Raw genomic sequence first — 20,564 nt, forward strand, 5'->3', positions numbered from 1 at the left:
TCAGTGGTTCCTTTCGAGGAGGTTTCCTGTGGGTGGGGCGACCTCGCCGTCCACCGCGATCCGCCGGCCCCTGAGCCAGGCGGACTTGACCACGCCGTACAGCGTGCGGCCCGCGTAGGCCGTGACGCGGTTGCGGTGGTGCAGGTGCGCGGGGTCGACGGTGAACGTCTCGTCCGGCGCGACGACGGCGAAGTCGGCGTCGCGGCCGGCGGCCAGGGCGCCCTTCGTGGTGAGGCCCGCGAGTGCGGCGGGTCCGGCGGACATCCAGCGCGCCACGTCCGCGAGCGTGTGGCCGCGGCGCCGTGCCTCGGTCCACACGGCGGGCAGGCCGAGCTGCAGGGAGGAGATGCCTCCCCACGCGGTGGCGAAGTCGGGGGTCTTGAGGTCGGCGGTGCACGGCGAGTGGTCGGAGACGACGCTGCCGATCGTGCCGTCGGCGAGCGCCTGCCAGAGCGCGTCCTGGTTGGCCGCTTCCCTGATGGGCGGGCAGCACTTGAACTCCGTGGCGCCGTCCGGCACTTCCTCGGCGGTGAGCGTGAGGAAGTGCGGGCAGGTCTCGGCGGTGATCCGCACGCCCGCGGCGCGCGCGGCGGCGATCTTCGGCAGCGCGTCCGACGAGGACAGGTGCAGTACGTGGACGCTCGCGTCCAGCCGCCCGGCCACGTCGATCAGGGTGCGCACGGCCTCGTTCTCCGCTCCCCTCGGCCGGGAGGCGAGGAAGTCCGCGTAGGCGGGGCCCGCTCGATGGGGTGCGCCGTCCAGCTCGTGCGGGTCCTCGGCGTGCACGATCAGCAGGCCGCCGAAGCCGGCGATCTCGGTGAGGGACGCCACCAGCCGGTCGCGGTCGAGCTCGGGGAACTCCGGGACGCCCGAGGGCGACAGGAAGCATTTGAACCCGAACACGCCTGCTTCGTGCAGCGGCCGCAGGTCGGCCACGTTGTCCGGCAGCGCCCCGCCCCAGAAACCGATGTCGACGTGTGCGCGCGGGCGTGCCACCCCCTGCTTGACCCGCAGGTGCGCCACCGTGGTCGTCGGTGGCAGCGAGTTGAGCGGCATGTCGACGATCGTGGTGATCCCGCCCGCGGCGGCGGCGGAAGTGGCCGCGGCGAACCCCTCCCACTCGGAGCGGCCCGGGTCGTTCACATGGACGTGGGTGTCCACGAGCCCGGGCATCACGACGTTGTCCCCCACGTCCTCCAGCCGGGTGCCGGGGCCCAGGACATCCGCTGCGCCGTCGTACGGCAGGACGGCGGCGATCCGCTCCCCCGCGACGGCGAGCGCGGCGGGACGCGTTCCCTCGGGGGTGACGACCCGTGTCGAGCGGACAACCAGGTTCACTTCGGACACGCGCACCCCTCGGGTCGCCACCGTCGCCGCCGGTCACGGACCGGTGGCCACCATGGAATTCAACGAACTGTTGAAGAGTCTTCTCCGCGGATCGCGGCCCGTCAAGAGCCATCTACCGACATTTTCCGGAGCGTGGAACCTCTTTTCCGCTCAGCAGAAGGTACCGTTGGCGGCAGCACCGGGGAGCCCCGGCGCCCGGTAGGCTTCAGGCTCGCTCTGCCTGCCCGTTCGCGAAAGGACCGCCACCGTGCCGTCGTCCAGCGCCAGCACCACAGACGCCGCGAAACCCGCCTCGGGGAGCGGCGGCGTCCAGTCCCTGGAGCGCGCCTTCGACCTGCTCGAGCGGATGGCGGACGCCGGCGGCGAGGTCGGCCTGAGCGAGCTCTCGGCCAGCAGCGGCCTGCCGCTCCCGACGATCCACCGCCTGATGCGCACCCTGGTGGCCTGCGGTTACGTGCGCCAGCAGACCAACCGGCGCTACGCGCTCGGCCCGCGCCTGATCCGGCTCGGCGAGTCGGCGTCCCGGCTGCTCGGCACCTGGGCGCGCCCCTGTCTCGCCCGTCTCGTCGACGAGACGGGCGAGACCGCGAACATGGCGCTCCTGGACGGCGACGAGGTGGTCTACGTGGCCCAGGTGCCGTCGAAGCACTCGATGCGCATGTTCACCGAGGTCGGCCGCCGCGTGCTGCCGCACACGACGGGTGTCGGCAAGGCCCTGCTCGCGCACCTGCCCGCCGACGAGGTGCGGGCCCTGCTCGGGCGCACGGGGATGCCGGCGGCCACCGAGAAGACCATCACCACGCCCGACCGCTTCCTCGCCGCACTCGAGGACGTGCGTGCGGCCGGCTACGCGATGGACGACAACGAGCAGGAGCTCGGCGTGCGCTGCCTCGCCGTGCCCGTACTCGGGTCTCCGACGGCCGCCGCCATCTCCATCTCGGGGCCGGCGGGCCGCGTCACGGAGAAAGCGACGGAGCGGATCGTACCCATGCTCCAGGAGGTGGCGGCCGCGCTCTCCGAAGTGCTGACGACGGCCGCGGGCTGACGAGCCGGGCGCGTCGATCAGGGCTCCGCGTCAGTCGCGAGGCCGCCCGACCGGGTCGGGCGCGAAGACCTCGACACCCGTGCGCACGGCCATCAGCGCGGGGACGAGTGCGCTCACGGAGCCGATCGAGCCGACGATCAGCAGCAGCGACCGCCGCATCCTGACGAGTTCGGGCGCGCCGCCCTCCACCGTCGCGGCGAGCGCGGCCAGTTCCTCCTCGGCCACCCCGCGGTCCCGGAACTCACCGGGGTAGGCGGCCAGTTCGCGCCGCAGCCGGGCCACGGCGGCACACAGCGCGGCGACGCGGGCGTCCGCATGGCCGGTGCCGCCACCCGCCGCAGCCACGGCCGTCTCCCCCGGCAGCCCCTCGTCCGGCCGCCACTCGTCCGCCACCCGCATCCGCCCCACGTTCCCGAGCACCGTTCTCCCCCATCGCCGTCGCACGCCCTCGTGCCGGTCCGCACGCCGCACGGTGGTCAACCGCGCCGGGTGCGCGGGCAAGTCAACACGCGTCGACCGATATCCGCCAGCCGGTGGCGGAAGACGGCGGGAATGGCCACTGATGGGATATCCAGAAGTCATGCAACCGATACGGAACGGCGTACAACCCGTCGCGGGCCTGCTGCTGGCCGCCGGCGGCGGGCGCAGGCTGGGCGGCAGGCCCAAGGCCCTGCTGCCCCACCGCGGCCGCCCGCTGGTCGAGCACGCCCTGCGGGTGCTGCGCGAGGGCGGCTGCGGGCCGCTGCACGTGGTACTCGGCGCGTCGGCGGACGAGGTGCGCGAGCGGGCCGACCTGACCGGCTGCACGCCGGTGGACAACCCGCGGTGGGCGGACGGCATGGGGACCTCGCTGCGCGCGGGGCTCGCCTCGCTGGGCGCCGGGCGCAGTGCGCCGGGGAAGGACGGCCCTGCGGACGGCCCGGGGGCGGCGCTCGTGCTGCTGGTCGACCAGCCCGGCATCGGCGCCCGGGCGGTCGCACGGGTGGCCGCCGCGTACGGCGGCTCCGCCGGGGCGCTCGCGTCCGCCACGTACGGGGGCGGCCGCGGGCACCCCGTGCTCCTCGGCGCGGACCACTGGGCCGGGGTCGCGGCGGGCGCCGTCGGCGACCGCGGGGCACGCGACTACCTGCGGGCGCACCGGGCGGAGATCACGCTCGTCGAGTGCGGCGACGTGGCGGAGCCGTACGACATCGACACGCCGGAGGACCTCGCACGCCTGGAGTGACGCGTTCCATCCCGGCGTCCCGAACTACCCCCTTCGCCACGGAACTTGGGGGCGAGTGGTGGCACTGGGCGCCACGATGGCTCGATCCGGAGAATCTCGACGTCAACAAACCATTGAACTTCCACCATAAGGAAACTACTATCCACTGGTCAGAAGCTCTCGACGCCCGGAACGGTACGTACCGCCTCCGCGCCCGCGGTGGCACCCGGTGCCGTCGTCCGGGGTCCGCGGGCCGTCGGAGAACGCCGCCGAAGGAGTGACCCTCATGTCCGCACCAGCGCCGTCACCGCTGGAAATCGTCGCCGACACGCCCCTGCCCCGGCAGGAGGAGGTGCTGACCGAGGAGGCCCTCGCCTTCGTCGCCCGGCTGCACGCGCGGTTCACGCCCCGCCGCGACGAGCTGCTGGCACGCCGTGCCGAACGGCGCGACGAGATCGCCCGCACCTCGACGCTCGACTTCCCGGCCGAGACGGCCGCCATCCGCGCGGACGAGAGCTGGCGCGTCGCCCCCGCGCCGCCCGCCCTGGACGACCGCAGGGTGGAGATCACCGGCCCGACCGACCGCAAGATGACGATCAACGCGCTCAACTCCGGCGCGCGCGTCTGGCTCGCGGACTTCGAGGACGCGTCCGCGCCGACCTGGGAGAACGTGGTCACCGGGCAGCTCAATCTGATCGACGCCTACGAGCGGCGCATCGACTTCACCGACGAGTCGTCGGGCAAGTCGTACGCGCTGCGCGACGCCTCCGAGCTGGCGACCGTGGTGGTCAGGCCGCGCGGCTGGCACCTGGCGGAGCGCCACCTGCGCGCCGCGGACGGCCGCGAAGTGCCGGGCGCGCTCGTCGACTTCGGCCTGTACTTCTTCCACAACGCGCGCCGCCTGCTGGAGCGCGGCAGCGGCCCGTACTTCTACCTGCCGAAGACCGAGTCGTACCTCGAAGCGCGGCTGTGGAACGACATCTTCGTCCTCGCGCAGGACGAGCTGTCCATCCCGCAAGGGACGATCCGGGCCACCGTCCTGATCGAGACCATCACGGCTGCGTACGAGATGGAGGAGATCCTCTACGAGCTGCGCGACCACGCCTCCGGGCTGAACGCGGGCCGCTGGGACTACCTGTTCTCGATCGTCAAGAACTTCCGTGACGGCGGGCCGAAGTTCGTCCTGCCCGACCGCAACGCGGTCACCATGACCGCGCCGTTCATGCGCGCCTACACCGAACTCCTCGTGCGCACCTGCCACAAGCGGGGGGCGCACGCCATCGGCGGCATGGCGGCGTTCATCCCGTCCCGGCGCGACCCCGAGGTCAACAAGGTGGCGCTGGAGAAGGTGAAGGCGGACAAGGACCGCGAGGCGCACGACGGCTTCGACGGCTCCTGGGTGGCCCACCCCGACCTGGTGCCGGTGTGCCGCGAGTCCTTCGACGCGGTGCTCGGCGAGCGGCCGAACCAGAAGGAGCGCCTGCGCGAGGACGTCTCGGTGGCACCTGGCGACCTGATCGCCATCGACTCGATCGAGGCGAAGCCCACGTACGACGGCCTGGTCAACGCCGTGCAGGTCGGCCTGCGCTACATCGAGGCGTGGCTGCGCGGCTCGGGCGCGGTCGCCATCTTCAACCTGATGGAGGACGCGGCGACGGCGGAGATCTCGCGCTCGCAGATCTGGCAGTGGATCAACGCGGGCGTCGAGGTCGCACGCGACGGGCGCACGGTCCCGGTGACGCGCGAACTCGTCCGCGAGCTCGCCGCCGGCGAACTCACCGCGATCCGGGCGGAGACCGGCGACAAGGCGTACGAGTCGGGCGAGTGGCAGCGCGCCCACGACCTGCTGCTCGAGGTCTCGCTCGACGCCGACTACGCCGACTTCCTCACGCTCCCCGCCTACGAGCGGCTGCGCGGCTGAACCCCGCTGCTCGCACGCATCCGGCCGGCCCGGCGCTCCCTGAGGCGCCGGGCCGGCCGTGCGATGAGTTCCGGGCACGGGCGTCGTCACTACCGGTATGGATGAGAAAGCGGAGACCGCGAAGACGGACATGATCGACCTGGGGCCCGCCTGCGCGGGAATGCGGGCCGTGGCAGGAGGCGTGCGGGAGGAGCAGCTCGGCGGGGCCACGCCGTGCACGGAGTACGCCGTGCGGGAGTTGCTGGCCCATGTCGTCGGGCTCAGCGAGGGACTGGCCGCGAGCGCGCGAAAGGAGAGGGGGCCCGCGACGGACAGCGCGCCCGGATCCACCGGTCTTCCGGTGCTCCAGGACGGCTGGCGCGCCGCGCTCGAACGGCACCTCGGCGACCTGGCCGACGCCTGGCGGTCGCCCGGCGCGTGGGACGGGTGGACGCGGGCGGGATCGGTCGACCTGCCGGCGCGGATGGCCGGCTTCGTCACGCTCAATGAATTGCTGGTGCACGCCTGGGATCTGGCTCGCGCCACCGGGCAGCCGTACGACCCCGACGAGGCTTCGGTGCGTGCCTCCTACGCGGCGATGGCGGCGGCGACCTCCTCGGGCGACGGCGACCGTGGCCCGTTCGGGCCGCCCGTGGCGGTGCCGGACGGCGCGCCGACGCTCGACCGGCTGATCGGGTGGAGCGGCCGCGACCCGGGCTGGCTGCCGGGCCGCTGACCCGGTTCAGCCCTTCGGGGCGGCGCCGCCGCGCGCCGTCTCGGGGCGCCGGTAGGTGTCGCCCGTCATCGACTCCAGCGTCCGCTGTTTCGTCTCGGGGATCTTGAACAGGACGAAGAAGATCGACAGGAACGCGAACAGGGCGAACGCGCCGTACAGCCACGACAGACCCACGTGCTTGGTGGCCGGCTCGAACGCGAACGTGACGATGAAGTTGAAGATCCAGTTCGACGCGGTGCCGATCGCCAGGGCCATCGCCCTCATCCGGTTCGGGAACATCTCGGCGAGCATGACCCACATCACCGGCCCCCAGGACAGCGCGAAGAACACGACGAAAGCGTTGGCGCCGACCAGTGCGAGCGGCCCGTAGGGGTGGGGCAGGCTGACGCTCTTGCCGCTGCCGTGCTGCTGGGAGAAGGCGATGGCCGTGAGCAGCAGCGAGCAGAACATGCCGATCGAGCCGATGGTCAGCAGGCGCCGCCTGCCGACGCGGTCGATGAAGAACATCGCGACGACGGTCATCACCACGTTGATCGCGGCGGTGATGACGGAGGTCGTGAACGAGCTGGACTCGCTGAAGCCGACCGACTGCCACAGCGTCGTCGAGTAGTAGAAGATCGCGTTGATGCCGACGAGCTGCTGGAGCGCGGCCATGATGATGCCGACCCAGACGAGCGGGTGCAGGCCGAACCTGTGCCCGCGGATGTCCCCGAAGCTCGTCCTGTGCTCCTTGCGCAAAGTCTGCTTGATCTCCTGCGCCTTGGCCCGGCCGTCGGACTCGCCCGAGACGCGTTCCAGCACCACGGACGCGTCGTCGAGCCGGCCCTTCTGGACCAGGTAGCGGGGGGATTCCGGGATGGTCAGCGCGAGCACGCCGTAGACGGCGGCCGGGATGACGCCCACGAGGAACATCCACCGCCAGGCCTCAAGACCCCACCACAGGTCGCGCGCGGCACCGCCGGCCGCGCCCGCGAGGCCCTTGTTGGAGCTGAGCACGACCAACTGGCCGATGGTGATGGCGAGCTGCTGGAGCGAGCCCAGCGCACCGCGGCCGCCGGCCGGGGCGACCTCGGAGATGTAGGCGGGGGCGATCACCGAGGCGATGCCGATACCGAGGCCGCCGATCACGCGCCAGACCAGCAGGTCCGGCACGGAGAAGGCGAGTGCTGAGCCGATCGAGGAGATGATGAACATCCCCGAGCCGAGGAGCATCACCTTGCGGCGGCCCCACATGTCGGCGAGGCGTCCCGCGTACCAGGCGCCCACCGCGCAGCCCAGCAGGGCGATGGAGACCACGAAGCCGGAGAGGAACGCGTCGAGGTGGAAGTGATCGGTCAGCGAGTTGACGGCGCCGTTGATGACCGAGGAGTCGAATCCGAAGAGGAACCCACCCACCGCGGCCGCGATCGAGACGCCCACGGCTTTGCCTTTTCGGCTCGGCAAGTCCGCTCCTCCGACTGATTGGGCCATACGGGCATCACCTCACGTACGTCACCCCGGCGACCGCCGGCCGGGCATATCACTACGAAACGGTCCATTACTTCTGCGTACATGTAAGCATTCCGGTGACCGCACGGCTTACCGGGGCCGCTGCCGGCGGCCGGGGCCGCGCGTGGAGCCGCGCGGAACGCTTCCATGATCTGCCGAGCGTGCGTGTACCCCGCGGCGGCGGCCGCACCGCACGCGGATGCTGTGAGATGGCCAATGCCCGTTCGGCCGAACGTGATGGGCCCGCCCTTGTGCGGCGGCGGCCGTCCTTGCCGTCCTCGCCGTCCCGAATCCCGGAATCGGCGGATCGTCACCCGTTCGCCGCGTAATCTGCGGAAGCCGTACGGCATGCCGTTTCGATCCCGGAAGGTCCCTCAGGTGATCCGTGCCTTTCGCCGCCTGCTCGCGCTGACGGTGGCTCTGGCCTTCACCTGCGCGGCCGCGTGCTCGGGCGTGCCGGGCGTGCCGGGCGCGGCGGGCAAGGACCCCGGGCTCGACGCGCCCGCCGAGAAGGACATCGCCATGCGGCTGGTGTCGAGCGCGGAGAACTCGACGCTCGACTGGAAGGCCCAGTACGGCTACATCCAGGACATCGGCGACGGGCGGGGCTACACGGCAGGGCTGATCGGATTCTGCACCGGCTGCGGCGATCTGTTGCACGTGGTCGAGGCGTACACGCGGGCCCGGCCCGTGAACCCTCTGGAGCCTTACCTGTCCGCGCTGCGCAGGGCCGCGGCCGCGCGCAGCGCATCGCACAGCGGGCTCGGCAACGGCTTCGTCAGGGCGTGGAAGCAGGCGGCGTCCGACCCCCGGATGCGGGCGGCGCAGGACGCCGAGCTGAACAGCCAGTACTTCGGGCCCGCGGTGGCGCGCGCCAAGGAGGACGGGCTCGGCACGCTCGGCCAGTTCTGCTACTACGACGCGCTGGTGATGCACGGCAACGGCGACGCGCCCACGAGCTTCGGCTCGATCCGCCGGCGCGCGGCCGCCCACGCGCGGACGCCGGCGCGCGGCGGTGGCGAGAGGACGTACCTGGCCGCGTTCCTCGACGCCCGGGTGTGGGCGATGAAGCGGGAGCCCGACCACGGCGACACCAGCCGCGTCGACACCGAGCAGCGGGTGTTCCTCGACGAGGGCAACCTGGGCCTGCGCCCGCCGCTCGACTGGAAGGTGTACGGCGACAGTTACCACATCGGCGGATGAGCGGGCGGGCCGGCCGGGAGGCCGGCGACGCGTCGCGCTGCTCCCGGCCGGCCCGCGGCGAGCCCTGCTCGGGCCCCCGCGCCGGCCGAGGGCCGTCCCCCTCGGCCGGAGTCCCTGACGCGGCTGCCTACGCCTCCGCCGCGAGCCGGGCGAGGCGCTGCGCCTCGGCACGCGCCGAGCGGGCGACCGCGTCCTCGTCCACCCGGGTCAGGCGCCCGTCCTCGACCACGGACAGGCCGTCGACGAGGGAGAGGGTGATCGGCGCCGCCGCGCCGAGCACGAGGGCCGCGACCGGGTCGGCGATGGACGAGTGCGCGAGGGTGTCCATCCGCCACAGCACGAGGTCCGCGAGCTTGCCCGCCTCGACCGAGCCGATCTCGCTCTCCCTGCCGAGCACCCGGGCGCCGCCGTACGTGCCGAGCCTGAGCGCCTGACGTGCCGTGAGCGCGGCCTCGCGGTGCGCGCCGAGGCGGTTGATCAGGAGGGCGTTGCGCAGTTCGGTGTGGAGCTCACCCGACTCGTTGGAGGCGGTGCCGTCCACGCCGAGGCCGACCGGCACGCCGGCGGCCAGCATGTCGGGCACGCGCGCGATGCCGGCGGCGAGCCTGGCGTTGGAGGACGGGCAGTGGGCGACGCCCGTGCCGGTACGGCCGAACGCGGCGATGTCCGAGTCGTTCATGTGGACGCAGTGGGCCATCCACACATCGGAGCCGAGCCAGCCCGTGGACTCGAAGTAGTCGGTGGGGCCCATCCCGAACAGCTCCTTGCAGAACTGCTCCTCCTCTCTGGTCTCGCTGCCGTGCGTGTGCAGCCGCACCCCCTTGCGGCGCGCCAGCTCGGCGCCCTGCTTGAGTAGTTCGGTGGAGATCGAGAAGGGTGAGCAGGGCGCGACGGCGACCTGCGTCATCGCGCCGGGCGACGCGTCGTGGTAGCGGTCCACGGTCTCCTCGGTCGCGGCGAGCGCCTCGTCGAGCGTCTCGACGGCGAAGTCCGGCGGCAGCCCGCCGTCGGACGCGCCGCGGTCCATGGAGCCGCGTGCGAGGGTGAAGCGCACGCCGGTCTCGGTGGCGGCCCCGATGACGGCGCCCGACAGGTCGCCGGCGCCGCGCGGATACACGTAGTGGTGGTCGGTGGCGGTGGTGACGCCGCCGCGCGCCATCATCGCGAGCGAGCCCTGGGCGGCGGCGCGCACCATCGGCTCGTCGATGCGTGCCCAGGTCGGGTAGAGGGCGACCAGCCAGTCGAAGAGGTTGCTGTCCGTCGCGAGGCCGCGGGTGATCCACTGGTAGAAGTGGTGGTGGGTGTTGACGAGGCCGGGCGTGAGCAGGTGCCCGCTGCCGTCGACCCGCCGTGCCACGCCGTCGAGCCCGGCCGGAGCGGGTCCGGGGCCCACGGACTCGATGCGGTTGCCTGCGACGACGACGTGGCCCGAGGGGTACTCGGTGTCGTGTGCGTCGACGGTCGCGATGGCGCAGTTCTCGATGACGATGCGCGAAGCCGCCATGGCGGTTCCTCTTCCCTGTGGTGGGCCTTGCCGGCCCTGAAGCGTACGGACCCGGGGGCCGAGCGGGGTGACGACCGAGTCCGCGGTGCGCTGCCGCTCCCCCGCCCGGCCGGCGGAGGGGCGGCAGCGCTTCAGGGGTGCGCAGATGCCCCCGCTCTCCCTCGTGGCCCCCGTGGTGGGGGCGACGCCGGCGCGTGCGTCGAGGGTCGTGCCGTGCTGCTGCTTCCCCGGCCGGCGCGGGCGCGCGGCCGGGAAGCGGTCACAGGAGAGTCGTGTCCAGCGGGATCAGCTGCTGCGCGCCGTCCCGCAGGATCGTCGCCTCGATGAGCCCGTACGGGCGGTCGGCGGCGAAGTAGACGGGGCCGTCGGGCGCGTCCGCCTCGTTCTTGAGGCCGAAGGGCTCCATGTCGACGAGGAAGTGGTGGTTGTTGGGGAGCGAGAAGCGGATCTCGTCGATCTCCGGGCCCTGTTCGATGACGCGGGTGCCCATCCGGAACATGGTCTGCTGGAGCGAGAGCGAGTAGGTCTCGGCGAACGCCTGGAGTATGTCGCCCTTCGCGCGGGCGTAGGCGGCCTCCCAGTCGGGCGCGTCGCCCGAGCCGGTCCAGCCGTACCGCCAGCGGGCGGATACGTCGGTGGCGAGGATGCGGTCGTGGGTCTCGGGGAGCGTCGTGTACTTGTCCTTGGCGTAGCCCCAGAACTCCGAGTCGGTCGAGTTGAGGACGGTCAGGTCCTTGAGGCCGGCGTGGACCTCGTACTCCTCCCCGTCGAAGGCGACCTGCGCGAGCCTGGTCTCCTGACCCGTGCGCACGAAGGAGTGCCCTGGGCCGCCGATGCGGTCCCAGCCGTACTCCTCGACGCGGATGCGGGCGCGGTGGATCTGCTCCTGGCTGGTGACGAAGTGCCGGGCGAGCAGCGCGGCGAACTCCTCGGCCGACGCGATGCCGTGCTCCTTGGCGAAGGCGTACACGGTGTTCTTCGTGGTGTCGGTCGGCAGCACGTTGGCATTGGAGCCGGAGTAGTGGACCTCCTCCATCTCGCCGGAGAGGGCGACGGAGACGTTGAGGTCCTTGATGTGGTGGGTGGTGCCGTCGCGGACGATCTTCACGACGCGGCACTCGGCCTTGCCGTACTGGTTCTGGCCCAGGCGTGTGGTGGACATCTGCTAGCTCCCTCGGTAAACGGAGTAGCCGAACGGGTTGAGCAGCAGCGGCACGTGGTAGTGCTCCCCCGGCGTGACGGCGAAGGCCACCGTCACCTCGGGGAAGAACGCGACGCTGTCCCGGAGCGCGGGGGCGTCCTGCTGTGGATCGGCTGGTGTGGTGGTGGCGAGGTGGGCCCCGGTGTCGAAGACGAGGCGCACCTGCGTGGTGTCGTCCGGCAGGGCCGGGAGGTCCTTGCACCGGCCGTCCGCGTCGGTGGCGGACCCGCCGAGCTCGGTCCACGGGTCCTTGGCGCCCGCGCGGGCGGCCAGGGCGACGGGCACGCCCGCCGCGGGGCGGCCCGCGCTGGTGTCGAGTACGTGCGTGGAGACGGAGGCGGCGGGCGCGGCCATCAGGCGCGTGAGCCGGATGCGGTTGATCCTGCCGAGTTCGGTGCGCGCGATGGCGCGCTCCTGCCCGGCGGTGTGGGAGAGGCGCTCGGCGAGCGCGTCCCGCATGTGCTGTGCGCTCGCGCCGGTGGCGCAGATGAGGAAGACGTGCCCGAACCTCTCCTGGTAGGCCAGGTTCAGCTCGACGAGTTCCTCCCTGAGCGCGTCGGAGGCGCCGGCCATGCCGCGCTGTTCGCGGGCGGAGACCGGGTCGCCGGGCGCGGGCCGGCCGATCGGCGGGTGGCCGGCCATGGCCTCGTCGAGTCCGCTGTCGTCGAGCGCCGCGGTGGCGGCGTCGGACGCGTCGAGCAGCGCGTCGAGTGAGGCGTACGGCCGCCGGGAGACCAGGCGTCCGCCCCAGGTGGAACCGGCGCACACCTCGCGCAGCGCGTCGAGCGCTTCGGGTGCGGACGCGGCGTTGAAACGGGCGAGAGGGGACGTCACCGAGGCCTCCTGGCAGTACTGGACCGGCTCCGCTCAGCTAACGCCTTCCGGAAGAGCACGTCAACAGTTTGTTGAAAAATCGGATCGGCCCGGTGGTCCTGCGGCGAGTGGTTTGATCCCCGGCCGCCCGGTGCATTCGTTCTCCCGTGCGTGTACGCGCGGGCGCTGCCACCGCCGCGCCGCCACCGCCCGGGAAGGGAGTAGCCGTGCCGCTGAACCCCGAGGTGATCGTCTTCGACGTGAACGAGACCCTGAGCGACCTGACGGGTCTGGACACGCGGATCGAGGAGACCGGCGCCCCGCCCGAACTGCTGCGCGGGTGGTTCGCCGCGGTCCTGCGGGAGGGGTTCGCGCTGACGTGCGCGGGCGGCTTCGCCGAGTTCGCGGACGTCGCGGCGGAGGAACTGCGGCTGCGGCTGCTCGAGGTGTGGGATCCGGTACGCGCGCAGGACGCGGCACGCCACATCGTGGACGGCTTCGGCTCTTTGAGCGTGCACCCGGACGTGCCTGACGGCGTGCGCCGCCTGCACGACCACGGGTTCCGGCTGATGACGATGACGAACGGCGCGGCCTCGTCCACGGAGGCGCTGCTCGCGGGCGCCGGGCTGCGCGACCGGTTCGAGGCCCTGCTCGACGTGCAGGGCCCGCGCGCGTGGAAGCCCGCCCGTGCGGCGTACCACCACGCCCTGCGCCGGGCCGGAGTGCCGGCCGGGCAGGTCATGCTGGTCGCCGTGCACCCCTGGGACATCGACGGAGCCCGCCGCGCCGGACTCGCGGGCGCCTGGCTGCGCCGCACCGCGACGGACTACCCGCGGTACATGACGCCCGCCACGTACACGGCCGCGGACCTCACGGACCTGGCGACGCGGCTCACCGGCGCCTGAACCCGCCGCGGTGTCAGCCGCGGGCCTCGCGGGTCTTCACCGGTTGCCCTGCGCACGGCGCCGAGCAGCTCGTCCTTGCGCTCCTGCCGCCCTGCTGCCGCGGCTTCGCGGACCGCGGGTCGGAGGTTCCCTTGCGGTCGGCTGCGGTCGGCCTCCTTGCGTTCCCAGTGGTCGCCGGCCTTCTCGTACGTGTGCTTCAGCGCATACTCGTCCACAGCGGCGTCGTGGGCCTTCACCCAGGTGTGCTGAGCCCCTTGCGGAGATGCCACAGACGCGAAACGTCGGGACGGGGCGGGCACGGGTGGGGCAGGGCGTCTCACTCCGGAGGGTCGCCCACGCGGGCGGTGGGCAGCAGCCGCCCGATGTCGCGGGGAAGCGCGTCGGCCACCTTCTTCATGAGGTCGGGCGACACGGCCGCGTCCAGCACCTCGAAGACGGCGCTCACGTAGCGCACCGCGACGTCCTCGGAGACCCCGCCCCGCCAGGCGACGCGCCCGCTGAACGTCGGCAGGTCGAACCGCTCCGCCGCCGCGCCGCCACCCGGTGCGTCGGCCGACTCCGGCGGCTCAGGGCCCTCCACGAGGGCCACGAGGTCGGCGGGGAGCTGGGCGAAGAGGTGGCGGGCCGTGCCGTCGGGAAGCCGTTCCGCCAAGGTGGCCAGGACGGCGCGCACCGCGCGTGCGGCCGAGCCGCGGTCCGGGAGTTCCGCGCCCGCCTGGACCTGGCCGATCAGTTCGTCGTACCGCATCCCGTGCCCCTTTCTTCCTGTCCGAGAGGACCGGGAGGGCGGGCGCGCGCGTCCGCCGTGGAGGTCGGGTAACCGCGGCGGCGGGCCGCAAACGGAGCAGGGGCGTACGGGAAGGGGTCAGCGGTCCCGGGCCGTTGCCCCGCCGTCGGCCTGCTCCTTCGCCCGCTGTTCCGCCGCGTAGTTGATGTAGTTGTAGACGGTGAACCGGCTGACGCCGAGCGCGCTCGCGACCGTCTCCACGCCGTGCCGCACGGAGAACGCGCCACGGGCCTCAAGGCCGCGCACCACCGACTGCTTCGTCTTGCGGTCCAGGTCGGCGAGCGGCATCCCGTGGGCGCGCTCCAGTGCGGCGAGGATGTGGTCGAGCGAGTCCGCCAGCTGGGGCAGGCGCACGGCCAGCACTCCCCGCCCCTCCCAGGACAGCACGACGTCGTCGTCGCCCGCGGCGCCGGCCGGCAGGATCTCGCCGCCCATCGCGTCCACCAGGGGACGCACGGCGGCCACCAGCGGGTGGTCGGGAGCCTCGCTCACCTGTCGTCCTCCGCGACCACGCTGACCTGCACGGATACCCGCGTCGCACCCGCGTCGAGCGACTCGCCGAGCAGCTTGGCGACCGCCGCCAGCACCTCGTCGGCGCGGCCCTCCGCCGTGTTGCCGAACGGGCCCACGTCGAACGCGTCGAGCCGGGCGCCCGCGACGACCTCCCGGGCGACGACCGCGTGGCGCGGCGCCTCCTCCAGGTCGAAGGGCTCCGTCGTGTACTCCACCCTCAGCCGCACTACGCCCCCACGGAATCGCTGTGACCTGTGGCTTCCCATCGTCGTGTGCTGACTCTAACGGGCCCGCGGGCCCGTCGCGTGACGGGGACGCCTCTCGGCAGCGTGGGGTGGACGCCCGCTCCTACGGCAGCCGGTCGGCGACCTCCGCGACGAGGGCGTCGTCCGCCGCCAGGTCCTGCGCGCCGAGCAGGGCGAGCAGCGCCCTGACCGCGTCCGCCGGCCTCCGCGCCCGCCAGGCCCCGTGCAGCCGCGCGGCGGCCGGGTCGGCGTACGGCAGGCCGTCCCGGCTCGCCGCCGCCCAGACGGCGAGTGCACGCGCCAGGTACGGCGTCTCGCGCCCGGCGGCGCGCAGTTCGCGCACGGGTGCCAGCCAGCGTTCGGGGATCTTGAGCGAGCTGTCGGTGGCGACCTGGCCGAGCCGGTGGTGCACCGCCGGGTTGGTGAACCGCTCGATCAGGGTGTCCACGTATGCGGGGACGTCGAGGCCCGGCGCGCGGGGCAGTGTGGGTGCGACCTCCGCGCACAGCGTGCGCACCGCGGCCTCCCCCCAGCCGGTGGCGAGCGCGTCGGCCACCGTCGTGCGGCCGTCGCGCAGGCCCAGGTGGGCGAGGAGCGAGTGCGCGCCGTTCAGCAGCCGCAGTTTGGTGAGCTGGTACGGCGTCACATCGGCGACGAACTCGGCGCCGCCGGCCTCCCAGTGGGGGCGCGCGCCGGCGAACCGGTCCTCGATCACCCACTGCGTGTACGGCTCGCAGCTGACGGCGGCGGCGTCACGCACGCCGAGAGCGCGTGCCGCGGTGGCGAGGTCGCTTTCGGTGGTGGCGGGCACGATGCGGTCGACGACGGTGGCGGGGAACGACACCGCGCCGCTCGCCAGCCACGACAGCAGGGCGTCGCGCTCGGGCCAGGCCGTCGCGGCGGCGAACTCCGCTACGAGGCGGGCCAGTACGGGGCCGTTGCCGGCCATGTTGTCGCAGCACACCACCGTTATCGGGGCTCCCGGCCCACGCAGCCGGGCGCGCAGTCCCGCCGCCAGCTGCCCGACCGGGGTGGCGTGTGCGCCGCTCGCCGGGTCGGCCGCGAGGTCGGCCGCGATCAGCGGGTCGGTGAGGTCGAGGCCGCCGCCCGCCGGATCCCTGCGGTAGCCCTTCTCCGTGACGGTGGTGGTGACGACGGCGGTGCCGGGTGCGGCGAGCAACTCGCGCAGCCGTCCGGCGTCCGCCGTGGCATGCAGGGTCTCGGCGAGCGCGCCAGACACCCGGGTGGCGGGGTCCTCGGGGTCGCGGAAGGTGACCGAGTACAGGTTGTCCTGGGCGCGCAGCGCGTCGAGGACGGTACGGCTGTGCTGGGCGACCCCGGCGATCCCCCAGTCCTCCCCCGCGGCCTCGGTGTACAGGGCCTGGTGGGCGCGGTGGAAGGCACCGAGGCCCAGGTGGACGATGCGGGGCCTGCGGCCGCCTGCGCGTGGCGCGGGGCGCGCCGCGTGGGGCAGGGCGGCGACGGCCGCGTTCGACAGGCCGGTCATCGCGCTCACCAGTCGTGCACGGAGCCGTCGCGGCGGCGGCTGACCGGCAGGTACCTGGCGTCGTACGGGAAGCGCTCGGCGGCCTTCTCGTCGAACTCGACGCCGAGGCCGGGTGCGTCCGACGGGTACAGCGCGCCGTCCCGGTAGGTGTAACCGGACGTGAACACCTCGAAGGCGAGCGGGTCGTGCGCCATGTACTCCTGGATGCCGAAGTTCGGCACCGTGACGTCGAGGTGGACGGCGGCGGACATGCTGACGGGCGACAGGTCGGTGGCGCCGTGCGAGCCGGTGCGCACCTGGTGGAGTTCGGCGAGATGGAAGATCCGCCGCAGGTGGGTGATGCCGCCCGCGTGCACGACGGAGGCGCGGATGTAGTCGATCAGCCGCTCGGAGATCAGCTGCCGGCAGTCCCAGATGGAGTTGAAGACCTCGCCGACCGCGATCGGGATGCGGGTGGCGGCACGCACCTGCCGGAAGTTGTCCTGGAGTTCGGCGGGCGCGGGGTCCTCCATCCAGAACATCCGGAGGTCTTCGAGGCGGTGGCCGAGCTGTCCCGCCTCGGTGGGCGTGAGCCGGTGGTGCACGTCGTGCAGGAGGTGGAAGCCGAAGCCGAACCGTTCGCGCACGGCGGTGAGGTAGCGGGGCGCGAAGTCGAGGTAGTCCTCGGTGTGCCACATCTGCTCGTCGGGCAGGGAGGTGGCGGCGGGCTCGTAGCCCTGCCCGTCCCCGTGCCGCACACCGTAGCTGCCGGGCGATCCCGGCACCGCGGCCTGGGCGCGGATCGCACGGAAGCCGAGGTCCTTGAACCTGGCGACGTCGTCGAGGAGTTCGGCCGTGTCCTCGCCGCTGGCGTGGCCGTAGACCAGGGCGCCGTCCCGGGCGAGGCCGCCGAGCAGGTCGTAGACGGGCATCCCCGCGACCTTCCCCTTGATGTCCCACAGCGCGGTGTCGACGGCGGCGATCGCGGTCATGGTGACGGGGCCGCGCCGCCAGTAGGCGCCCTTGTAGAGGTAGTGCCACATGTCCTCGATGCGGGCGGGGTCGCGGCCGATCAGCAGCGGCACGAGGTGGTCGCGCAGGTACGAGGCGACCGACAGCTCCCTGCCGTTGAGCGTGGCGTCGCCGAGCCCCGTGACGCCGTCGGACGTGGTGATCCGCAGCGTGACGAAGTTGCGTCCCGGTGAGGTGACGAACACCTCGGCGGCGGTGATGGTGGCCATGGAGCGGCCCCTCTTTTCCTCAGTGGTGCGGATGGTGCGCAGATGTGGGTGGCGCGGACGGCGCGCGGCGGTCAGGCGCCGTCCCCGGGTGGCGGGGCCGTGGCCGCCGTGCCGGTGCGCGGCCAGTGCGCGTACTCCCGGCCGCCGAGCGTGCGCGGTGCGGTCTCGGGCAGCAGGCACAGGGCGACGATACTCACGGCGATCAGGCCGCAGACGTAGAGGACGTCCCATCCGTAGGAGCCGTGACCCGCGATCAGGAGGGCCGCGGCGACCACGGTGAACGGACCGCTCGCGATCATGGAGCCGAACTGCCAGACCAGCGAGACCCCGCTGTAGCGGGCCGACGACGGGAACAGCTCGGGGAAGTAGGCCGCCTGCGGTGCGTACGTGCCGGCGTGGCCGAGCGCGAGTCCCGCGATCAGCGCCGCGACGATCACGATGGTGTTCGAGGAGCGCACCGCTTCGAACGCGGGCACCACGAGGACCAGGTTCAGCACGGCGGCGGCCAGGAACACCGGCCGCCTGCCGACCCGGTCGGTGAGCGCGCCGAGCAGGGGCAGCGCCACCAGCTCGCAGCAGACCGCGATGATCACCGCGGTCAGGACCGTCCCGGTGTCGTGGTGCAGCGAATCCGCGTAACTCACCAGGAAGACCGTGTAGAAGGGGAAGACGGCCGCCTCGGCGAACTTCGCGAACAGTCCTCCGACGAGTTCGCGCCGGTGGTGCGCGAAGAGGGCGCGCAGCGGGGAGGGTGGCCGCCGCTGCCGGTCCTCCTTCTTGACGGCGCGGAAGGTGTCCGACTCCTGGATGCGGCTGCGCACGAGCAGGCCCACGACGACCACGACGGCGCTCAGCCAGAACGGGACGCGCCAGCCCCAGGACAGGAACGCGCTGTCGGACAGGTTCCCGTCGAGTACCGCGAACAGGGCCGTCGGGATGAGGTAGGCGGCGGGCGAGCCGAGTTGTACGAGGCTGGCCCACGCGCCGCGCCTGGCCCTGGGTGCGGCCTCCGCGGTCAGCAGGACGGCGCCGCCCTGCTCGCCGCCCACGCCGAAGCCCTGGATGAGCCGGACGAACACCAGGATGACGGCGGCCCAGATGCCGATCTGGTGGTAGGTGGGCAGGCAGCCGACGGCGAAGGTGCCGAGCCCGGTCAGCAGCAGGGTGAGGACGAGGGCGCGTTTGCGGCCGACGCGGTCGCCGACCACTCCCCACACCAGGCCGCCCAGCGGTCGGCTGAAGAAGCCGACGGCGTACGTGGAGAACGAGGCGAGGGTGCCGAGCGCGGGGTCCACGTCCGGGAAGAAGATCTTGCCGAAGGCGAGCGCGGACGCCGTGCCGTAGATGAAGAAATCGTAGTACTCGGCGATCGTGCCGACGACGGATGCCGCCACGACCCGGCGCAGCGCCCGCGGCGCGAGGCCCGCGTCCGCCGCCGCGCCTGCCGTCCGCGTGGCGTATTCGTCGGCGGTCCGCTCTGCCGTGCCGTGACCGCCGGGGCGGTGCGCTGCCGTGTTGTCCCCCGAGGCGGCTGGGGACGGTGTGCCGGGGTCGCTCATACCTGCGTCCTTGAGCCCTTCGCCGTCGATGCGTTGTCGGCTACCATACAAGTACGGCAGTGGCCGGGGTCAAGGGTCCGTGCTCCGGCCCGGGCGCGATAGCGTCCGGGGACGTCGGTTTCGTCGGAAGTGGAAGGGGAGTCCGTGGCCAGCACCCGGCAGCAGGTGCACGAACAGATTCGCGCGCGCATCATCCGGCTCGACCTCGAACCGGGCTCGGCGCTCTCGGAGAACGATCTCGCGGCCGAACTCGGCGTCTCGCGCACACCGGTGCGCGAGAGCCTGATCCTGCTGGGCGACGAGGGCCTGGTGGACGTGTACCCGCAGCTCGGCACCTTCGTGTCCCGGATCAGGCCGGCCGACATCGCCTCGGCGCAGTTCGTGCGCGAGGCTCTGGAGTGCGCGGCCCTGCGGGGCGCCGCGGGCCGCACCTCCCCGCGCGACCTGACCGACCTTCGGCGGCTGCTGCGCGCGCAGGGGGACGCCGCCGAGGACGGCGACATGGACGGGTTCTTCCGTCTCGACGAGGACTTCCACGCCCGGCTGATGGCGGTCGGCGGCCACGCGTCCGCGTGGCCGGTCGTCGCGCAGGCCAAGGCCCAACTCGACCGGGCACGGCGGCTTTCGCTGCCGCTGACGCAGCAACTGCCGCTGCTGATCGGCCAGCACACGGCGGTGGTGGACCTGCTGGAGGCCGCGGACCTGACGGCGGCGGAGGAGTCGCTGCGCGAGCACCTGCGACTGGTCTTCAGCGATGTGGAGAAGATCCGCGGCCGGCACCCGGAGCTGTTCACGCAGGACGGGGAGTCGCCGAGGCCCCGCAGACGGCCCGCCGCCCGCTAGTCCCCCGCCGCGCCGGGCGGGCGCGGCGCCCGGCGGCTTGCTACGGTCCCGCACAGGAGAACACGCCCCCGAACGGGCCGTGGGGCCCGAGGAGGACCGATCGCCGTGCGCGTCAAGGAGTTCGACCACCTGGTGCTCAACGTCTCGGACGTCGAGCGTTCACTCGCCTTCTACTGCGGGCCGCTCGGCCTCGAACCCGTACGGGTCGAACAGTGGCGCAGGGGCGAGGTGCCGTTCCCGTCCGTGCGGGTGACCGCCTCGACCATCATCGACCTGACGGCCGGTCCGCGCGGCGGGTCGAACGTGGACCACATCTGCCTCGTGGTGGAGCCCCTGGAGTGGCAGGAGGTCATCGACTCCGGGGTGTTCACCGTCCTCGAAGGGCCGGTCACGCGGTTCGGCGCACGCGGCAGCGCCCAGTCGGTCTACGTGGGCGACCCCGACGGCAACACGGTGGAGCTGCGCTGGTACCCGCAGGACCTCGACGCCCAGGGGTGACGCCACGGCACGGGCGGGATGAAATGTTTCAACTCCCGTTGCGCGT

20 protein-coding genes are annotated in these 20,564 nt (G+C 72.8%); 8 read left to right on the forward strand and 12 right to left on the reverse strand.

Annotated features, from left to right (window positions below; genetic code table 11):
• A complete protein-coding gene (allB, locus tag IH48_RS0107270; protein WP_030900713.1) occupies nt 1–1,347 on the reverse strand; it encodes an allantoinase AllB in 1,347 nt (448 codons plus the stop codon).
• Nucleotides 1,348–1,594: 247 nt separating this feature from the next.
• Between allB and IH48_RS0107275 the strand changes: the two genes are divergently transcribed.
• On the forward strand, nt 1,595–2,392 hold the full coding sequence (locus IH48_RS0107275) for an IclR family transcriptional regulator (RefSeq protein WP_030900714.1): 798 nt from the start codon (nt 1,595–1,597) through the stop codon (nt 2,390–2,392).
• Between the two features lie 30 nt (nt 2,393–2,422).
• Here the strand turns inward: IH48_RS0107275 and IH48_RS0107280 are convergent, their stop codons facing one another.
• Nucleotides 2,423–2,812 carry a DUF5955 family protein gene (locus IH48_RS0107280; protein WP_324604290.1) on the reverse strand — a complete coding sequence of 130 codons (390 nt, stop codon included), beginning with the start codon at nt 2,810–2,812 and terminating at the stop codon, nt 2,423–2,425.
• Between the two features lie 160 nt (nt 2,813–2,972).
• Between IH48_RS0107280 and IH48_RS0107285 the strand changes: the two genes are divergently transcribed.
• The 3 genes from IH48_RS0107285 to IH48_RS0107295 all read left to right on the forward strand — a co-directional run bounded on the left by IH48_RS0107285 (nt 2,973) and on the right by IH48_RS0107295 (nt 6,232).
• Nucleotides 2,973–3,617 carry a nucleotidyltransferase family protein gene (locus IH48_RS0107285; protein WP_030900719.1) on the forward strand — a complete coding sequence of 215 codons (645 nt, stop codon included), beginning with the start codon at nt 2,973–2,975 and terminating at the stop codon, nt 3,615–3,617.
• A 265-nt stretch (nt 3,618–3,882) separates the two neighbouring features.
• A complete protein-coding gene (aceB, locus tag IH48_RS0107290; RefSeq protein WP_030900722.1) occupies nt 3,883–5,517 on the forward strand; it encodes a malate synthase A in 1,635 nt (544 codons plus the stop codon).
• 97 nt (nt 5,518–5,614) lie between these two features.
• A complete protein-coding gene (locus tag IH48_RS0107295) occupies nt 5,615–6,232 on the forward strand; it encodes a TIGR03086 family metal-binding protein (RefSeq protein ID WP_037841224.1) in 618 nt (205 codons plus the stop codon).
• Nucleotides 6,233–6,238: 6 nt separating this feature from the next.
• On the opposite strand, the gene IH48_RS0107300 is transcribed toward IH48_RS0107295, so the two are convergent.
• Nucleotides 6,239–7,702, reverse strand: coding sequence for a sugar porter family MFS transporter (locus tag IH48_RS0107300; protein ID WP_030900727.1), 1,464 nt, complete (start codon nt 7,700–7,702; stop codon nt 6,239–6,241).
• Nucleotides 7,703–8,068: 366 nt separating this feature from the next.
• On the opposite strand from IH48_RS0107300, the gene IH48_RS0107305 reads away from it, so the two are divergent.
• Entirely contained in the window at nt 8,069–8,923 is an 855-nt protein-coding gene (locus IH48_RS0107305) for a chitosanase (protein ID WP_051839323.1), read from the forward strand.
• A gap of 127 nt (nt 8,924–9,050) precedes the next feature.
• Here IH48_RS0107305 and IH48_RS0107310 read toward each other — a convergent pair whose 3' ends face one another.
• The 3 genes from IH48_RS0107310 to uraD form a co-directional block, all read right to left on the reverse strand.
• Nucleotides 9,051–10,427 (reverse strand): 8-oxoguanine deaminase, encoded by a 1,377-nt coding sequence (locus IH48_RS0107310; protein WP_030900732.1) that lies wholly within the window; start codon nt 10,425–10,427, stop codon nt 9,051–9,053.
• Nucleotides 10,428–10,686: 259 nt separating this feature from the next.
• Entirely contained in the window at nt 10,687–11,589 is a 903-nt protein-coding gene (gene pucL, locus IH48_RS0107315) for a factor-independent urate hydroxylase (protein WP_030900735.1), read from the reverse strand.
• A gap of 3 nt (nt 11,590–11,592) precedes the next feature.
• The gene (uraD, locus tag IH48_RS34845; RefSeq protein ID WP_078849538.1) at nt 11,593–12,462 is read right to left on the reverse strand and encodes a 2-oxo-4-hydroxy-4-carboxy-5-ureidoimidazoline decarboxylase; all 870 of its coding nucleotides are present in this window, start codon (nt 12,460–12,462) and stop codon (nt 11,593–11,595) included.
• Between the two features lie 206 nt (nt 12,463–12,668).
• Here uraD and IH48_RS0107325 point away from each other — a divergent pair, with 206 nt between their 5' ends.
• Nucleotides 12,669–13,346, forward strand: a complete 678-nt coding sequence (locus IH48_RS0107325) for a haloacid dehalogenase type II (protein WP_030900740.1) — start codon at nt 12,669–12,671, stop codon at nt 13,344–13,346.
• 316 nt (nt 13,347–13,662) lie between these two features.
• Here the strand turns inward: IH48_RS0107325 and IH48_RS0107330 are convergent, their stop codons facing one another.
• The 6 genes from IH48_RS0107330 to IH48_RS0107355 all read right to left on the reverse strand — a co-directional run bounded on the left by IH48_RS0107330 (nt 13,663) and on the right by IH48_RS0107355 (nt 19,177).
• Complete coding sequence (locus tag IH48_RS0107330; protein ID WP_030900742.1) at nt 13,663–14,094, reverse strand: DUF2267 domain-containing protein; 432 nt, start codon at nt 14,092–14,094, stop codon at nt 13,663–13,665.
• Between the two features lie 117 nt (nt 14,095–14,211).
• Complete coding sequence (locus IH48_RS0107335) at nt 14,212–14,568, reverse strand: helix-turn-helix domain-containing protein (protein ID WP_107059261.1); 357 nt, start codon at nt 14,566–14,568, stop codon at nt 14,212–14,214.
• Nucleotides 14,569–14,621: 53 nt separating this feature from the next.
• The gene (locus IH48_RS0107340) at nt 14,622–14,873 is read right to left on the reverse strand and encodes a hypothetical protein (RefSeq protein WP_030900746.1); all 252 of its coding nucleotides are present in this window, start codon (nt 14,871–14,873) and stop codon (nt 14,622–14,624) included.
• 121 nt (nt 14,874–14,994) lie between these two features.
• Nucleotides 14,995–16,398: a mannitol dehydrogenase family protein gene (locus IH48_RS0107345; RefSeq protein WP_030900749.1), complete on the reverse strand. Its 1,404-nt coding sequence runs from the start codon at nt 16,396–16,398 to the stop codon at nt 14,995–14,997.
• Between the two features lie 5 nt (nt 16,399–16,403).
• Nucleotides 16,404–17,618: a D-mannonate dehydratase ManD gene (manD, locus tag IH48_RS0107350; RefSeq protein ID WP_030900751.1), complete on the reverse strand. Its 1,215-nt coding sequence runs from the start codon at nt 17,616–17,618 to the stop codon at nt 16,404–16,406.
• Nucleotides 17,619–17,689: 71 nt separating this feature from the next.
• Nucleotides 17,690–19,177 carry an MFS transporter gene (locus IH48_RS0107355; RefSeq protein WP_078849539.1) on the reverse strand — a complete coding sequence of 496 codons (1,488 nt, stop codon included), beginning with the start codon at nt 19,175–19,177 and terminating at the stop codon, nt 17,690–17,692.
• Between the two features lie 144 nt (nt 19,178–19,321).
• On the opposite strand from IH48_RS0107355, the gene IH48_RS0107360 reads away from it, so the two are divergent.
• Both IH48_RS0107360 and IH48_RS0107365 read left to right on the forward strand, forming a co-directional pair.
• Nucleotides 19,322–20,020 carry a GntR family transcriptional regulator gene (locus IH48_RS0107360; RefSeq protein WP_234434166.1) on the forward strand — a complete coding sequence of 233 codons (699 nt, stop codon included), beginning with the start codon at nt 19,322–19,324 and terminating at the stop codon, nt 20,018–20,020.
• 105 nt (nt 20,021–20,125) lie between these two features.
• The gene (locus IH48_RS0107365; RefSeq protein WP_037841227.1) at nt 20,126–20,518 is read left to right on the forward strand and encodes a VOC family protein; all 393 of its coding nucleotides are present in this window, start codon (nt 20,126–20,128) and stop codon (nt 20,516–20,518) included.
• The last annotated feature ends 46 nt before the right edge of the window (nt 20,519–20,564 follow it).

The organism is Streptomyces sp. NRRL F-5126, assembly GCF_000721265.1.
GTDB lineage: Bacteria > Actinomycetota > Actinomycetes > Streptomycetales > Streptomycetaceae > Streptomyces.

Bases quoted from the DNA above. Each gene is read 5' to 3' on its own strand.
- IH48_RS0107285 (WP_030900719.1), top strand. From the start codon at position 2,973: ATGCAACCGATACGGAACGGCGTACAACCCGTCGCGGGCCTGCTGCTG.
- aceB (WP_030900722.1), top strand. From the start codon at position 3,883: ATGTCCGCACCAGCGCCGTCACCGCTGGAAATCGTCGCCGACACGCCC.
- IH48_RS0107295 (WP_037841224.1), top strand. From the start codon at position 5,615: ATGGATGAGAAAGCGGAGACCGCGAAGACGGACATGATCGACCTGGGG.
- IH48_RS0107300 (WP_030900727.1), bottom strand. From the start codon at position 7,702: ATGGCCCAATCAGTCGGAGGAGCGGACTTGCCGAGCCGAAAAGGCAAA.
- IH48_RS0107305 (WP_051839323.1), top strand. From the start codon at position 8,069: ATGCCGTTTCGATCCCGGAAGGTCCCTCAGGTGATCCGTGCCTTTCGC.
- IH48_RS0107310 (WP_030900732.1), bottom strand. From the start codon at position 10,427: ATGGCGGCTTCGCGCATCGTCATCGAGAACTGCGCCATCGCGACCGTC.
- pucL (WP_030900735.1), bottom strand. From the start codon at position 11,589: ATGTCCACCACACGCCTGGGCCAGAACCAGTACGGCAAGGCCGAGTGC.
- IH48_RS0107330 (WP_030900742.1), bottom strand. From the start codon at position 14,094: ATGCGGTACGACGAACTGATCGGCCAGGTCCAGGCGGGCGCGGAACTC.
- IH48_RS0107335 (WP_107059261.1), bottom strand. From the start codon at position 14,568: ATGGGCGGCGAGATCCTGCCGGCCGGCGCCGCGGGCGACGACGACGTC.
- IH48_RS0107345 (WP_030900749.1), bottom strand. From the start codon at position 16,398: ATGACCGGCCTGTCGAACGCGGCCGTCGCCGCCCTGCCCCACGCGGCG.
- manD (WP_030900751.1), bottom strand. From the start codon at position 17,618: ATGGCCACCATCACCGCCGCCGAGGTGTTCGTCACCTCACCGGGACGC.
- IH48_RS0107355 (WP_078849539.1), bottom strand. From the start codon at position 19,177: ATGAGCGACCCCGGCACACCGTCCCCAGCCGCCTCGGGGGACAACACG.